This is a genomic window from Arenibacter antarcticus, assembly GCF_041320605.1.
In the GTDB taxonomy this organism is placed as follows: domain Bacteria; phylum Bacteroidota; class Bacteroidia; order Flavobacteriales; family Flavobacteriaceae; genus Arenibacter; species Arenibacter antarcticus.
On record NZ_CP166679.1, the window covers coordinates 3,576,605 to 3,589,950 of the forward strand.

The window sequence follows — 13,346 nt, forward strand, 5'->3', positions numbered from 1 at the left end:
TTCAAAAGATTTTACGCTCTTCACAAAAACACGTAATTCTTGCGATTAAGCCCGTAGCCTAGATTGTTTATACGTCTTTGTTTTGTCTTGAATTTTTTCTCTATTCATTTGGAATTTTCAAATTCCTTTTCTCTAAATATAGAATAATGAATGAAAATAGAATTTCTATTATTCCACCAATTAAGGCAATCAAATGAAACGGTGTATTAAATAAGATGCCGATAAATCCAGATATTATTAGTGTTGCACCAAAAACCCAGTATATGCGCATTCCATAAATTGTAGAAAACACTAAGTATCGTGCCCCAATAATTAATATCATAATTGAAAAAAAGTAATTGGGCCTAATCTGTAATACTAAATAAGCTATAAATAGGCCAATAAATAACAAAAAAGTACTTTCCAATGCTAGATATGACAATGGGTTTCCTTTTATATGTTTTCCAGAGCGTTTTAAGAGCTTGGATAGCATTATCCCCATGGGATGAATTAGCATACCTCCAAAAAAGAAAAGTAACACACTAATTTGCTGTGTGCTAACTAATGCAGTAATTCCGGCTGTTAGCCATACCAGTCCTGATGCTAAAGCTCCTGGACCACCTCCAAAGTAGGATTTACGCATGTCTTCTTGTGCCTGAATAAATTTCATTTAGATCTCATTTGTGTTTATAAGAGATAACGGTTTTCTAAGATTAGTAGCGTTATTTAGTACGAAACTAAACAAATAAAAACCGAATAGAAAATCTGTCCTGCCACGCATTTGGGTGTGAGAGGATTTTCAAAAGTAGGTAGTATACCGTAGGTTTATGGTCATCGTTTTCCCCAAAGTAAAGTACTAAATTTCCTTTAGGTCTTTCAGTTTCATTTCTAAGTCTTGTTGATGATACACAGACTAATGAATTAATATAATTACTTTTAATTCCAAAATTCCAAGCAATTGTGCCGCCAATGCTAAAAGCTAGAATATTGACCTTGTTTTTTTCAAGCTCAAGTAGTTTGTCTACCGCTATTTCAATCCCACCATTAATAAATTGTCTGTGTAAATTGTCTTGACTATAATCTGATTTGTCTATTTTTCCAGGTTTGCAACTATCGTAAAACTTTATGTCAAATTTTGCTTCTAAAATTCGAGTGTAATTAATTAACCATTCTGATTTTTTTTCTTCCCCACAAATCTGAAATTAAAATTAATCTTTCTTTCATAAGCTATTATTTTTCAAATACACAAGAACCCTACAGATATAATAACATTTTACTAATTCCTCATTTTATTAGTAACTAAGATAAGTTTTATTTCGCTAGGATCTCCAATGTGTGTTAATGCCATTGGTACAACAAATCCAGTTTCAACTTGGGAAGTAAGTTTGCAGCTTATTTCATTTTTATCTATGATTTTGGTATTGATCAAATTTCAATGTGTCCAAGACGTTTTGAGACCGTATTGATATCAGCATAATTTTCTGATAGGATCATGAACCCCTATATACCAGTTCTGGCTAGGACTGTCACATTGTAAAACCAGGCTTGGGTAAGTATTGAATAGCACGAGCTTGACGCCTGCCTAGCCGGCATAGGCCTGCCTGACGGCAGACAGGCTCGCACTAGTGGAGTTTATTACTTTAATAAATTTTATTTTACTAAATGTAATGATTTTTCGTCTCCATTTTTTGAAAAAAAATATTGATTAATTCCATTTCATTCATAGGATTGTTAAATAAAAAATTACATGTATTTTCGAAAATAGAATACGTATCTATTTCCCGATACAGAAATACTAGATACTTGTGTTTATTGATGTTATTAAGAATTGAGGTAGAATAAGTCGCGGAAAGTCCACGGAAATTAGCATTGGGTGAAAAGGAAGAAGTTGTAGATAAAGTGCTGTGCCCCAATCCTGTAATTTCGCCTCCAATATATAAATAACTTTTTGAATTCAATAGAATAAAATGACTTGAGCCGATTAGAACTATTAATCGGCTCATTTTTTCGCTATATTTGAGCCGATAACAACTTTAGATTGGCTCATGCAATACAATTGGCAACATAAAAACTGGCCTAATTTTACATATGATGCATCAATAATTGATGAACTCGTATTAGAATTTGCTATGGAAACTGGTGAAGTTAAAGGTTTGATTGATGGTTTAACCAAAGAAGAACAACAAGAAGCCATTCTTCAATTTATGATCAATGAAGCCATAAAAACCTCGGAAATAGAAGGGGAGTTTCATAGTCGACAGGACGTTATGTCCTCCATCCAAAACCGTTTGGGGATTCATGCTATATCATCCAACATCAGAGATATTAAGGCTAAAGGTATTGCTGAGCTGATGGTTGAGGTTCGTGAAAACTATGCTACGGAGTTATCAGAAAACCTAATTATAAACTGGCACCAGACTTTATTTTCAAACGCTCGTACTATAAAAGTAGGAACCTATAGAATTGGAACGGAACCTATGGTTATTATTTCGGGTAGTATTGGGAGGGAGGTTGTTCATTACGAAGCTCCTCCCTCAGAACTACTTAAAAAAGAAATGACTCAGTTTGTCAATTGGTACAACGCTTATAGTGTAGACTCCAACAACATCAAAGAGAGCTTAATCAAAACAGCTATGGCACATTTGTACTTTGAGTCGATACACCCGTTTGAAGACGGCAATGGTCGCATAGGTAGGGCTATTGCTGAGAAATGTCTCTCGGAATCATTAGGGCGACCACTGATTCTGAGTATCTCCACCTCCATAGAGAAAGACAAAACGGCCTATTACGATGCTCTTAAGCAGGCCCAAAGAACATTAGATATTACTGAGTGGATCAGTTATTTCTCTCAAACTATTTTGAATGCTCAAAAACAGGCCAAGACCATTATAAGGTTCACCCTGGAAAAGGCCAAGTTTCTAGTTAAATATAAATCGAAATTAAACGATCGTCAATTAAAGGTAATTATGAAAATGCTTGCCTTTGGCATCGAAGGATTTAAAGGGGGAATGACGGCTAAGAAATATATATCCATAGCCAAAACATCCAAGGCAACTGCCACCCGAGATTTGCAGGATCTGGTTAAAAAACAATGTTTACTCCCAATGGGTGCTGGACGGGGAGTGCATTATGAGCTAAATTTAAAAATGTTTTAAACAGGCATGGCTGCTTTAGCACTTTGATAAAAAACCTACCTGGTCGTCAGACAGGTGTATAGCAAAATCAGTTAGGGCCTACTTTGGATTTGGTTTTATTTCCTTTTTCTGTACAAATAAGAAATTCTTTGCAAACAGCAGGATTTTACTTCAACTATCTACTCTACTCTGTTAAAATTGAATTTATTGAAGTATTATATCACTATCAATATTTAATTTTTGATGCAAGGCTTTGGCAACGTTCAAAGTAATCTCTCTTTTGCCGTTTAAGTAGTCACTTATTCTGGAGGCGCTTGTACCTAATAGAGTTGCTAAATCTTTTCTTTTAAGTCCCATTTCAAACATACGTAGTTCAATCATTTCCTGTAAGGTAGGCAAGCCGATGGGAAAATGGATTTCTTCGTATTGTTCGATAATATCAGTAATCTCCAAAAACTCTTTTGCTAAAGGGTTATCTGCTGACATATTATCATCCACAACATCTATCAACTCTTCTAAGCGAAGATTTGCTTTTACATATGCTTCGTGTGTAATTAATTTCCCCATTTCTTTATAACTTATCTATATTCTTTATTTTGTCGTAATCCCGGTGATTGCCAACCCATCGTATCAATACTTTCTTGAACTTAAATCGTACTATGGCAACAACTCGGTAATGGTTTCCCTTGACGTTAAAAACGAACCTCCCGTTTCCCACACTATCAGCTGAATTGAACGTGTTCTTTAAATCGGCAAAACTATCCCATTCAGCCTTGTTTGTCTTTTTATACCAATCTTGCAGAGCTACTTTAGCATTGGTTTCTTTCGAAAAATACTCTCTTAGTTTTTTAAATAAAATAACGTGCACTTGATATAATGTTCAATTTAAACGTAAAGATACTATGTAAATTACATTTATGGATATTTATTTCCAATTAATGTTATTTTCTATCTTAATTCCCCGAATCTTACCCAAGATCTTTTCTCCTGGATTTTGTCCGATTTTTGTAGTGTTCCAGATAAATGTCAGGCGAAAATGGTTGACAACGGCATAAAAGGATTTAAGGGAGGGGGGATGAAGGCCAAAAAATATAGGTTCATCGCCAAAACCTCCAAAGCTACGGCTACTCGCGATTTGCAGAATCTGGATTATGAATTGAATTTAAAAAAGGCAAAGCTACATTAAAGCTGTAATATTCGAATCTAGTTCTAAATGGTGCTGAATAAATCAAACTCCCAATACGATAGAGGCATCAATCCCCAGCTTTACGCTAATTTCTCTTGCAACTTTTAAAGGTGGTTCGCTTTTACCAGTCAAATATTCGCTCACCCTTGATGTGCTTACGCCTAAAAGTTCGGATAAGCGTTTTTGGTTCATGCCCATTTCCGCCATCCGTAATTTAATGGCCTCGACAAGTAAGGGCTTTTTAACCGGATACGTTCGTTCTTCATAATCTGCCACAAGATCGGACAATAGGTTTAACTCAATAAAACCTTTAGCTTCTTTGTTTTCAATGTTGTCGGCATCTTGTAAAAGCGTTTCTATTCTTTCTATAATGGTGTTATATTCTTTTTCAGTACGTATCATAGTTAGATGTTTTTAATATCCTTGATTTTATCATATTCCGAATGCGTTCCAATAAATCGTATATACACCTTATTGGAGTTGAACGAAATGATTGCTACTAGTCGATAAGTATTCCCTTTGATGTTGAATACGAAGCGATGGTTGCCTACATAATCTACACTATTGAAAGTTAGCTTAACATCATTAAAACTATCCCATTCTTTCGATATTACTGTATGGTACCAAAAGTTTAAAGGATTTTCGGCATCAGCGTGTTTTTCCGAAAATTCTTTTATCCGTTTGTAGGTTATGATCCGCATAGTATATTATATGACACAAAAGTAATTATAAATTTTGTAATTCGGAATATAATTACAAAATATGAAATTCACTAGATTGTATTAAAATTTCATACCCAAATCTTACCCAAGAACTTTGCGCTTGGATCCTGTCCGATTTTTGTAGTATTCGGGCAGATAAGCCTGCCCGTTCCGTTCAGGCGGGCCTGCCTTGCGGTCCTTTAGGTGTATAGCAAAAATAGTATTGGGCGCACCTACTTTGGATTTGGCTCTTTCTCTTTTTCCGTCCATATAAGAAATCCCTTGTAAACTTCTGGGTGTTCCTTGAAAAATCATTCAGCTCTGTAGAAACAGCTGCTTTTCCCTCCTGGAAGGCTACTTCTTTTTCTTCCTCGAATTGTCGCACTTGATAGCGTATACAAACCAAATTTGATAACCTGTAACGATAAGGTTTAATAATATATTAAACTTCTTTAAGAGACCTCTATAGTTTGAGTAGAGGGTAGGAGGAGAGATATAGAGTTCTATCGTTTGATTGAATTTTATAAATGTCTGATAAAATCCATTCTTTCGCCTAAAACGCGGATTATGAAAATTCCATTATTAATCCTGTTATAAAAGATTACATGCGATTTATACCGGTATCGAAGTAGCAAGGTTTCATTCCCATGCAGGTAGAACCTTCCCATTTCTGGCCTGTCGGTCAATTCTTGAAAACAGGTAATAAGACCATTCTTATAAACACGAGCTTGGTTAATTCCAAAATTTTCAATGGTATATTCCGCAATTTTTTCAAGGTCAGATTCTGCACTTTTACTAAGAAGGTATTTAGCCATTCTTTTTGGCATATTTCAATTCGGCATCCTTCCAGATATCATCGACACTTTTATCGCTTACACCACTTGCTAAGCCCTCATCAAGCGCCATTTCAAGTGCGATTAGGTCTTGTTGAGTGGACTGATGGGTTCTGACCAAATGTCTTATATATTCACTATCGTTGGTGAAGTCGCCCTTTTCAATCTGCTTCTTAATCCATTCATCCTGTTGCTCTGTAAAAGTTATTGATTTTCTAATTACCCCCATAATGCACCAATATTATTATAATTGATGCAAATTAATAATTATTAAGACATCTTGCAATTATTTTATTTATAATTTTATTTGGATTTTTGCTATTGGAAATGCCCTGTCGGTTCTTCCTAGAAAAAGGGTGCCTTGACGTATGGGTAAAAGGTTAGATTTATAATCCATCTCAAAATATACAATTTGTCCAAATAGGCTTTAGTAAAGTTTTTCTTCTAACGCATCCCTCCATTGAATAAAACCCTTACTATCATTAGAATAATCGTGTATAATTCGGCTAAAGTTTACGGGTTGAGATTCCAAATAAAACTGCCTGCCCTGATTTCTAATTGTATTCAATGCCGAATCAACAGAAGCTAGATGTTCCTTTAAGGGTGAGGTCTTTTTTTCGAAATGCCAAATGTAAGTCGCTTCTTCAGTATCTAAAGTTTCCAAAATCACATGGAATGGATTATCAAAAACTTGACCTATTAGCCTTTTTCATTTTGTACTAATATAAATAGCGAAATTGTTAATGTTGAGCGTTAACTAGTAAGTAGAATAATTGAAATATGGTAATAGGTTTTATTACAAAATGTCCAGTTTATTAGTTAGAAAACTGGACATTTTGAATGCTTATGGATAACCAGTTTTTATTGTAAACCTCTGAAAATATTGAGGACAAGATAGATAAGTTGCCTAAAAGGGTTAGAGCTCACCTATATAGATTTTTATAAAACAGTGACTAGGTGGGAAGCCATTATTAAATATCAATATAGAACGGCCGACTCCAGAAAAGAAAAAATACATTTAAGGAAGCCTATTAGGTTACTGAGGTTATTTGTGAAAAATTCTTTAGGCTGACTTTCTGTTCATGCCCCAAATCTTACCCCAAAACTTTGCGCCTGGATCCAATGCTGTTTTTGTAGTGTTCAGGCAGATAAGCCTACCTTGCCGTCAGGCAGGCGTAGAGCAAAATCGGATAGGGCGCAACCTACTTTGGATTTGTCTCTTTCTCTTTTTCCGTCCAAATCAGAAATCCCTTGTAGACTTCTGGGTGTTCACGGAAATACGTATTAAATTGTTTTGAAATAGCTGCTCTTCCCTCCTGGAAGGCTACTTCCTTTTCTTCCTCGAACTGTCTAACCTGATAGCCTAGATAGCCCAATGTGGAAATGGAAAGTATTGGAATCGCCAGTATCATAATTAGGAACCATTTCGGAATTAGGAGTGCCGTTTTTATTTCCTGTTTTACTTCACTAAGCCCCGTATTTTGCTCTCGGAAGCGATTGTCCTGTGTTTTATTGAGTTCCTCCTGTTTGTACCGTATTCGGGATATATCCTGTACGGTCTCGGAACTGGTCAGTTCCTTGGTCAGTGTTTTCAATTGTACCAACATCTGTTTTAGTCCTTCCAGTTCATCGACCAATAATTCCATGATTTCGTCCAGCTTTGCCATAGTATTTTGGTTTAAATATTAATATCCTATTTCCATTCCTACACTTTTTTGAATCGCTTGTTTGATGACTGTTTTAGCCAGTTTTATAGCGATATTCCCACTGAGCTCAGTGGCCCTTCCTTTCAGGAAAATGATAAGTGCCGGCCTCTCCATAAGGAGCAATTTCATTATTACTTTGTCCGGCAGGGTAAATCTGAATCTCAGACGGGATCGATAGATCGAAGGCCCAAAAAGGGGCATCCATATCATGACATCCAAAGTCTCCCAATGCACCGCAACCATATATCCAAAAATCCCGCCAAGTGACTGGCGAAAAAAGATCGTTATAGGGCCGAAATGGTGACTGTTCCAATCTAAATATTTAATAAGCTTATCAATTGACAAAAATAAGATTTGAATTTCTAGCATATTCAAATCCTAATGTACGGATTGTATCAAATTATAATTGAAGTGAGGTATAAGTACGCTGCTAAAATGAATAATTTATGGGGTCATTATGTTGAACTTATAAAAAACAAGTCGGTATGAAATTAAATGTTCTATTTATCAACGATGTGCACGGTTATTTGGAACCACACGCCGAAATATTTTATGATGATACTGGTGAAGTTGTGGAAATTGCTGGTGGCTATGCCCATATTGCAGGCATCGTAGAAAAGATTCGAAAAGAAAACCCAAACACCCTCTTGTTTGACGGTGGCGACACACTCCACGGCACAAAACCGCTTGTAGATTCGAAAGGTGAAGCGCTAATCCCTATTTTAAATGCTTTAAAAATTGATGCTTTGGTGGGGCATTGGGATTTTGCATACGGCCCTAATCATCTACAACAACTTGAGAAACAACTTGAATTTCCTGTATTGGGCTGCAATGTTTATCATGATGATGGTTCACATTTTTTAGAATCCTCTTTAATGTTGGAGCAAGGAGGTATAAAAATTGGAGTCATCGGCATTTGTGCAATGATTGTGGATAAGGTCATGCCGAAAAAAATGTCCGAGGGCTTAAAATTTACAACTGGAAAAGAGGAAGTGCCAAAATATATCGAGCAATTGAAGGCCAAAGGTGCTGATATCATTCTGCTACTTTCCCATAATGGATTTCCACAGGATTTTGAACTTCTGAAAGAAATCAAGGGCGTGGATATTTGCTTGAGTGCTCACACTCATAACCGAATCTATAAGCCAATTGAGGTGAATGGCGCACAGATTGTGCAATGTGGTTGCCATGGAACCTTTGTTGGAAACTTCAGTTTAGAATTGGAAAACAAAAAAATTAAACATATCAATTACGAGTTGATAAAAGTTGATGCCTCTATTCCCAAAGACGAGAAGGTGGCACAATTGGTGAAAGAAGCTATCAAACCATTTAAAAATATTAATGAAAACATAGTGGGAGGCACCAGCCAAACGTTACATAGATATACTACTCTAAATTCCACTATGGATGAGCTGCTTTTAAGAGCCATAGCCCAAAGCACCAATACCGAGATTGCCTTTTCTAATGGATGGCGCTATGGAGCCCCAATTGCTAAAGGACCTATTACTGAAAATGATTTGTATAACATTGCTCCAATGAATCCACCGGTTTCTACTGTAGAATTAACTGGAGCAGAAATCGAGCAAATGCTAGAAGAAAACCTTGAACGCACATTTTGTAGCGACCCTTTTGGACAAATGGGAGGCTATGTAAAACGCTGTTTGGGAATTCAGGTGAATATGCGCATCGAAAATCCAACAGGGCATCGCATTCAGGAATTATTTTTTGAAGGAAAACATATAGACCCTAAAAACACCTATCTGGTAAGTTTTGTTACCATGCAAGGTGTGCCAATAAAATATGGCAAAAACCGAAAAGAACATAATAAAAAAGCCATCGAAGCAATGAAGGATTTTTTACAAACAAACAAGGAATTTAATCCAAATAATCAATACGTTTTTAGGTTGGTTTAATGTAGTCTACAAGCGGAAATGATCTAAACCAACCCTAAATATACTGACACTCTTATTGTAGTTTAATGAGGCAATTTCGTTTTTAAAACTCCATAAATAAGAGTTCCAATTAAAGCACCAAGAATAACGAGCAATATTGAAACATAACCTGCTCCAGCCAGAACATACATGGGTCCTGGACATACACCAGCTAGAGCCCAACCCAATCCAAATACGATACCACCTACCAAATAGCGAGTGACACTTTTTTCTTTGGGCTCTAAACTCATTTTATCCCCGTCGAGTGGTTTTATATTTTTTTGTTTGATGACTTGTATCCCAAGTATACCAAGTAACACTGCAGACCCCATGAGTCCATACATATGAAATGAACCAAATTGAAACATTTCATAAATACGGAACCAAGATGCAGCTTCGGACTTGTACATTGTAATTCCGAATAAAATGCCGATTAACAAATACGTTATATATTTCATGTTATGCAAAAATTAGAGGGTATATTAAATGTACCATGATAATACCACCAATAAAGAAGCCTATGACAGCAATTAATGAAGGTAATTGTAAATTACTCATGCCAGATATGCCGTGACCTGATGTACAACCACCTGCATATCTCGCACCAAAACCTACCAATATCCCCCCCCAATAGAAGAATGGCAATATTAATTGGGTCGCCCAACGCCTCAAGTGAAAAAATCTCTGGAGGCAAATAATATTCACCCGCACTTGTAATTTGATAATCGGTAGCAAGTTGTTGGGTTACTTCCGGATTAATTACCACACTAGAATTACCCATATAATTTGAAGCGATAAAACCTCCAAGGGTTGCGCCTACTACAACTATTAAATTCCAGCGTTTGGACTTCCAATCATAATTAAAATAATCTGCCACTTTCTCTGCACCCATTGCTGCACACGCCGTACGTAAATTAGAAGACATTCCAAATTGTTTGCCGGCGAACAATAATAGGAACATAACTAATGCAATTAATGGCCCTCCTACATACCATGGCCAAGGTTCATAAATAACATTCATAATAGAAATTTATATAAGTTTATAACTATTTAAAATCATTTACTTTTTCGCCCAAATCATAAACTTTGGTGCTATTTAAGTTCTTTTCGATAATACTGCTTCCTGCCGCACTTCTGTAACCACCAGCACAATGCACTACAATGGGCTTGTTGGTCGGAATTTTATTGACACTGTCTCGCAATGTATTTAAGGGCATTGAAAGGGCGCTTTCAAATACTTTGCCCTCTTCCACCTCGCTTGTGTTGCGGACATCTATAATGGTATAATCTTTTGGATTTTTTTTAAAGTCCTTAATATCCAACGGACTTGTTTCTTTTAGCTTAATGCTTGGTAGCGTCACAACTTTTTGAAGTTGGTTTTCATAACCAATTTTGGCAACACGTTCTAAAATTGTTTCCAAATCTTTTGGATGGTCAATGACCATGCTGAATTTTTCTTCAGGTTTAATGATAGCACCTAACCATGTTTCAAATTTGGCGGTTTCTGATGCAGCTTGTATATTGATACTACCTTTGAGGTGTCCTTTTTTAAATTCGCTTTCCTCACGTATATCAACGATAAGTCCGCGTACGTTGCTATTCATTTTAAATGCCACTTTCGCTATGGCTTTACGAATGGTTTCGGTTCCTTTTTTATTCACATCAACATTGTACCCAAAATACGAGGGAATGAAAGGTTGACTGTCCAATAATTCTTTCACAAATTCCTTTTTGGAAGTGGTTATAAAGGCCCAATTCTGTTTACGTTCATCTCCCAAAGTACTACTACTGGCGTCACCCATACTTTTACCGCAAAGCGAGCCTGCCCCATGCGCAGGGTACACGATGGCATCATCGGGTAGGTCGTGGAATTTGGTGTGTATGCTATCAAACATCGCTTCTGCAAGTTCTTGTTGTTTCTGTTTTTTATTTACACCGTCTTCTCTCAAATCTGGTCTGCCAACATCTCCTACAAAAAGTGTATCGCCTGTAAAAAGCACGGTTTTATCGCCCTCTTTGGCCACAACAGTAATGCTGTCTGGAGAATGCCCAGGCGTATTTAAGGCCGTGAAATTAATGTTCCCTAGTGGTATTACATCCCCTTCGTCGAAGTTGGTATGAGGATACATGGCACCTAATTTCTTACTGTTATAAATGGTAGCCCCAGTTTCTTTATGTATTTGCAAATGTGAGCTTACAAAATCCGCATGTGAATGTGTTTCAATTACTGCTATAATCTTTGCGTTGTTTGCTGTGGCAAATTCATAATAGGCCTCGGGGTTGCGTTGAGGGTCAATAATAACCATTTGCCCCTTGCTGATGATGGCATAGGAGTAATGAGACAAAGGTCCATATTCAAATTGTTTAATTTTCATATTGGTATTTTGAAGTTCATAGTTTCATCAACCCAATATAATAAGCTTTTTTCGTTGTAATTATCTCATTCGAATGTAATTTTAATCGCATTTCATTTGTTCGGTTTCCTCCGTCACATTTCCATAAGGCAACATTTCTTAACCGAAATATGGCTTGGTTCTTTCTTATTTCATCAGTTAATTCTTTTTTTCGTTTTTCTCTTACCTTCTTACCTAAGTCCCTGTTTATAAGGGTTGAGCGCTTAGGTGGGTTATTTTTTGATCTTACCCTAATAGGTAGGATAGGTAATACCTAGGTAACTTGGGGTTAATGCATCTTACCTATGGTAGTTCCCGCAGTTAGGGCGGTCATGGTCCATTAGGTAAGTAGGTAGGTGCAATTTCACTTTTCTAAGACTCAACTTCCCAGGGACTCTTGGCAAACACCGATTTGGCCAGATACCCATACACTTGGCGTTTGGGATGTTTCACCCGTTGGAAGTTGAACCCCGATAAGGCGCGTTCAAGGTTTATCTGGTTCAGTCTTACGTTTAAGCTACTCAGCTTGACCAATACATCTGAGGCGGTTACGAAGTCGTTGATATCATTCGATTTTTCAAAATATTTGGAAACCAGTTCCTCCTCGGTGGTCAATTTGGTATATTTTTTATTCCGTTCTTCGTTCTCCATAATATCCGTTAGCGTGAGTTCTGGATTGAAGCCTGGATCAGAATAGGCGAGGTGGTAGGCCTGTATCCAGACGTTCTTGATCTCCACTTACTTGGAGTAGGAGAAATCTATTTTATCCATTAGCTCAAAGCACAACCAGCGTACGGATCCAGTCTCACCGTTTAGAAAGGACGACATATTGGTGGATCCCAAAAAAGAACAGATTCTGGGTAGGGTAGTATTCTTTCGGTCATAGGGCAGACGTTCGTTGATAAAGGTTTTGGAAAAGAACGCTTTCAGGGCATTCACATCCTTTTTGGTCAGCACGGCCAGCTCGTCCAAGTTGTAGAGGAAGTTCCGGCACAATTGGATCCTAGCATCCTTATCATTACTGATGTCCTCCGCCATATAATCTGCCAGTTCCTGAGGGCAGATAAACCGGCACCAGGTAGATTTCCCCGAGCTTTGTCCCTTATGGCTGATGATCAAGGCCTGTTTATTGAAGTAGCCTGGTTCCAGTGCACATTTTATGGCACGTACCAACCATTTTTTTAAATGGTAAAGGAAAGCCTCATCATCATAGGTAGGGACGTAGGACGCCAGTTTTTGAATGTGGTCTTCCCCGTCCCATTTGGGAAGGGATTGGAAATAGGCCTTGATTGGATTGTATTTAGGAATGAGTTCCGACCGGATCAGGATTTCCAGTTTCCCGGTACTGATATCGACACCTGCTTTGGCAAGTTCAATGATCAGGGAATTGAGATTTAGATAGGACCATTCAGCTCGTTTCTTGAACGATATCTGGAAATCATGGGATATCTCATTGTACATGATATCGTACTTCCCTTCCAAG

Annotated in this window: 17 protein-coding genes and 1 pseudogene; 3 read left to right on the forward strand and 15 right to left on the reverse strand. The window is 37.2% G+C overall.

Annotated elements, in window-relative coordinates:
• Window positions 1–100: 100 nt before the first annotated feature.
• The gene (locus KCTC52924_RS14680) at window positions 101–649 is read right to left on the reverse strand and encodes a DUF7010 family protein (RefSeq protein ID WP_251805520.1); all 549 of its coding nucleotides are present in this window, start codon (window positions 647–649) and stop codon (window positions 101–103) included.
• 1,375 nt (window positions 650–2,024) lie between these two features.
• On the opposite strand from KCTC52924_RS14680, the gene KCTC52924_RS14685 reads away from it, so the two are divergent.
• The gene (locus KCTC52924_RS14685) at window positions 2,025–3,134 is read left to right on the forward strand and encodes a Fic family protein (RefSeq protein WP_251805521.1); all 1,110 of its coding nucleotides are present in this window, start codon (window positions 2,025–2,027) and stop codon (window positions 3,132–3,134) included.
• A 183-nt stretch (window positions 3,135–3,317) separates the two neighbouring features.
• Here the strand turns inward: KCTC52924_RS14685 and KCTC52924_RS14690 are convergent, their stop codons facing one another.
• Window positions 3,318–3,680 carry a type II toxin-antitoxin system HigA family antitoxin gene (locus KCTC52924_RS14690; RefSeq protein ID WP_251805522.1) on the reverse strand — a complete coding sequence of 121 codons (363 nt, stop codon included), beginning with the start codon at window positions 3,678–3,680 and terminating at the stop codon, window positions 3,318–3,320.
• 4 nt (window positions 3,681–3,684) lie between these two features.
• Window positions 3,685–3,981 (reverse strand): type II toxin-antitoxin system HigB family toxin, encoded by a 297-nt coding sequence (locus KCTC52924_RS14695; RefSeq protein ID WP_251805523.1) that lies wholly within the window; start codon window positions 3,979–3,981, stop codon window positions 3,685–3,687.
• 168 nt (window positions 3,982–4,149) lie between these two features.
• Here KCTC52924_RS14695 and KCTC52924_RS14700 point away from each other — a divergent pair, with 168 nt between their 5' ends.
• Complete coding sequence (locus KCTC52924_RS14700) at window positions 4,150–4,299, forward strand: hypothetical protein (RefSeq protein WP_251805524.1); 150 nt, start codon at window positions 4,150–4,152, stop codon at window positions 4,297–4,299.
• A 42-nt stretch (window positions 4,300–4,341) separates the two neighbouring features.
• Here KCTC52924_RS14700 and KCTC52924_RS14705 read toward each other — a convergent pair whose 3' ends face one another.
• The 7 genes from KCTC52924_RS14705 to KCTC52924_RS14735 all read right to left on the reverse strand — a co-directional run bounded on the left by KCTC52924_RS14705 (window position 4,342) and on the right by KCTC52924_RS14735 (window position 7,852).
• Complete coding sequence (locus KCTC52924_RS14705; protein WP_251805525.1) at window positions 4,342–4,701, reverse strand: type II toxin-antitoxin system HigA family antitoxin; 360 nt, start codon at window positions 4,699–4,701, stop codon at window positions 4,342–4,344.
• Between the two features lie 2 nt (window positions 4,702–4,703).
• Complete coding sequence (locus KCTC52924_RS14710; RefSeq protein ID WP_251805526.1) at window positions 4,704–5,000, reverse strand: type II toxin-antitoxin system HigB family toxin; 297 nt, start codon at window positions 4,998–5,000, stop codon at window positions 4,704–4,706.
• A gap of 102 nt (window positions 5,001–5,102) precedes the next feature.
• Window positions 5,103–5,270, reverse strand: a complete 168-nt coding sequence (locus KCTC52924_RS14715) for a hypothetical protein (RefSeq protein WP_251805527.1) — start codon at window positions 5,268–5,270, stop codon at window positions 5,103–5,105.
• Between the two features lie 251 nt (window positions 5,271–5,521).
• A complete protein-coding gene (locus KCTC52924_RS14720) occupies window positions 5,522–5,815 on the reverse strand; it encodes a type II toxin-antitoxin system RelE/ParE family toxin (protein ID WP_251805528.1) in 294 nt (97 codons plus the stop codon).
• Window positions 5,808–6,062, reverse strand: a complete 255-nt coding sequence (locus KCTC52924_RS14725) for a type II toxin-antitoxin system ParD family antitoxin (protein ID WP_103442907.1) — start codon at window positions 6,060–6,062, stop codon at window positions 5,808–5,810. The genes KCTC52924_RS14720 and KCTC52924_RS14725 overlap by 8 nt, the downstream gene beginning before the upstream one ends.
• Window positions 6,063–7,035: 973 nt before the next feature.
• On the reverse strand, window positions 7,036–7,500 hold the full coding sequence (locus KCTC52924_RS14730) for a DUF6730 family protein (RefSeq protein WP_251805529.1): 465 nt from the start codon (window positions 7,498–7,500) through the stop codon (window positions 7,036–7,038).
• Between the two features lie 106 nt (window positions 7,501–7,606).
• Window positions 7,607–7,852 carry a hypothetical protein gene (locus KCTC52924_RS14735; protein WP_251805530.1) on the reverse strand — a complete coding sequence of 82 codons (246 nt, stop codon included), beginning with the start codon at window positions 7,850–7,852 and terminating at the stop codon, window positions 7,607–7,609.
• Window positions 7,853–8,024: 172 nt separating this feature from the next.
• On the opposite strand from KCTC52924_RS14735, the gene KCTC52924_RS14740 reads away from it, so the two are divergent.
• Complete coding sequence (locus tag KCTC52924_RS14740) at window positions 8,025–9,452, forward strand: bifunctional UDP-sugar hydrolase/5'-nucleotidase (protein ID WP_251805531.1); 1,428 nt, start codon at window positions 8,025–8,027, stop codon at window positions 9,450–9,452.
• Between the two features lie 62 nt (window positions 9,453–9,514).
• Here KCTC52924_RS14740 and KCTC52924_RS14745 read toward each other — a convergent pair whose 3' ends face one another.
• From KCTC52924_RS14745 to KCTC52924_RS14765, 5 genes and pseudogenes are all read right to left on the reverse strand, one after another.
• Window positions 9,515–9,928, reverse strand: coding sequence for a DUF6691 family protein (locus tag KCTC52924_RS14745; protein ID WP_251805532.1), 414 nt, complete (start codon window positions 9,926–9,928; stop codon window positions 9,515–9,517).
• 1 nt (window position 9,929) lies between these two features.
• Window positions 9,930–10,491: pseudogene (locus tag KCTC52924_RS14750) on the reverse strand (YeeE/YedE family protein).
• A gap of 25 nt (window positions 10,492–10,516) precedes the next feature.
• Window positions 10,517–11,845, reverse strand: a complete 1,329-nt coding sequence (locus KCTC52924_RS14755) for a rhodanese-like domain-containing protein (RefSeq protein ID WP_251805533.1) — start codon at window positions 11,843–11,845, stop codon at window positions 10,517–10,519.
• Between the two features lie 390 nt (window positions 11,846–12,235).
• Window positions 12,236–12,601 carry a hypothetical protein gene (locus KCTC52924_RS14760; RefSeq protein ID WP_251805534.1) on the reverse strand — a complete coding sequence of 122 codons (366 nt, stop codon included), beginning with the start codon at window positions 12,599–12,601 and terminating at the stop codon, window positions 12,236–12,238.
• Window positions 12,602–13,345, reverse strand: coding sequence for a virulence-associated E family protein (locus tag KCTC52924_RS14765; RefSeq protein WP_251805535.1), 744 nt, complete (start codon window positions 13,343–13,345; stop codon window positions 12,602–12,604).
• Between the last annotated feature and the right edge of the window lies 1 nt (window position 13,346).

Bases quoted from the DNA above. Each gene is read 5' to 3' on its own strand.
- KCTC52924_RS14710 (WP_251805526.1), bottom strand. From the start codon at position 5,000: ATGCGGATCATAACCTACAAACGGATAAAAGAATTTTCGGAAAAACAC.
- KCTC52924_RS14705 (WP_251805525.1), bottom strand. From the start codon at position 4,701: ATGATACGTACTGAAAAAGAATATAACACCATTATAGAAAGAATAGAA.
- KCTC52924_RS14690 (WP_251805522.1), bottom strand. From the start codon at position 3,680: ATGGGGAAATTAATTACACACGAAGCATATGTAAAAGCAAATCTTCGC.
- KCTC52924_RS14755 (WP_251805533.1), bottom strand. From the start codon at position 11,845: ATGAAAATTAAACAATTTGAATATGGACCTTTGTCTCATTACTCCTAT.
- KCTC52924_RS14680 (WP_251805520.1), bottom strand. From the start codon at position 649: ATGAAATTTATTCAGGCACAAGAAGACATGCGTAAATCCTACTTTGGA.
- KCTC52924_RS14720 (WP_251805528.1), bottom strand. From the start codon at position 5,815: ATGGCTAAATACCTTCTTAGTAAAAGTGCAGAATCTGACCTTGAAAAA.
- KCTC52924_RS14715 (WP_251805527.1), bottom strand. From the start codon at position 5,270: ATGGACGGAAAAAGAGAAAGAGCCAAATCCAAAGTAGGTGCGCCCAAT.
- KCTC52924_RS14730 (WP_251805529.1), bottom strand. From the start codon at position 7,500: ATGGCAAAGCTGGACGAAATCATGGAATTATTGGTCGATGAACTGGAA.
- KCTC52924_RS14725 (WP_103442907.1), bottom strand. From the start codon at position 6,062: ATGGGGGTAATTAGAAAATCAATAACTTTTACAGAGCAACAGGATGAA.
- KCTC52924_RS14685 (WP_251805521.1), top strand. From the start codon at position 2,025: ATGCAATACAATTGGCAACATAAAAACTGGCCTAATTTTACATATGAT.
- KCTC52924_RS14700 (WP_251805524.1), top strand. From the start codon at position 4,150: ATGGTTGACAACGGCATAAAAGGATTTAAGGGAGGGGGGATGAAGGCC.
- KCTC52924_RS14740 (WP_251805531.1), top strand. From the start codon at position 8,025: ATGAAATTAAATGTTCTATTTATCAACGATGTGCACGGTTATTTGGAA.
- KCTC52924_RS14745 (WP_251805532.1), bottom strand. From the start codon at position 9,928: ATGAAATATATAACGTATTTGTTAATCGGCATTTTATTCGGAATTACA.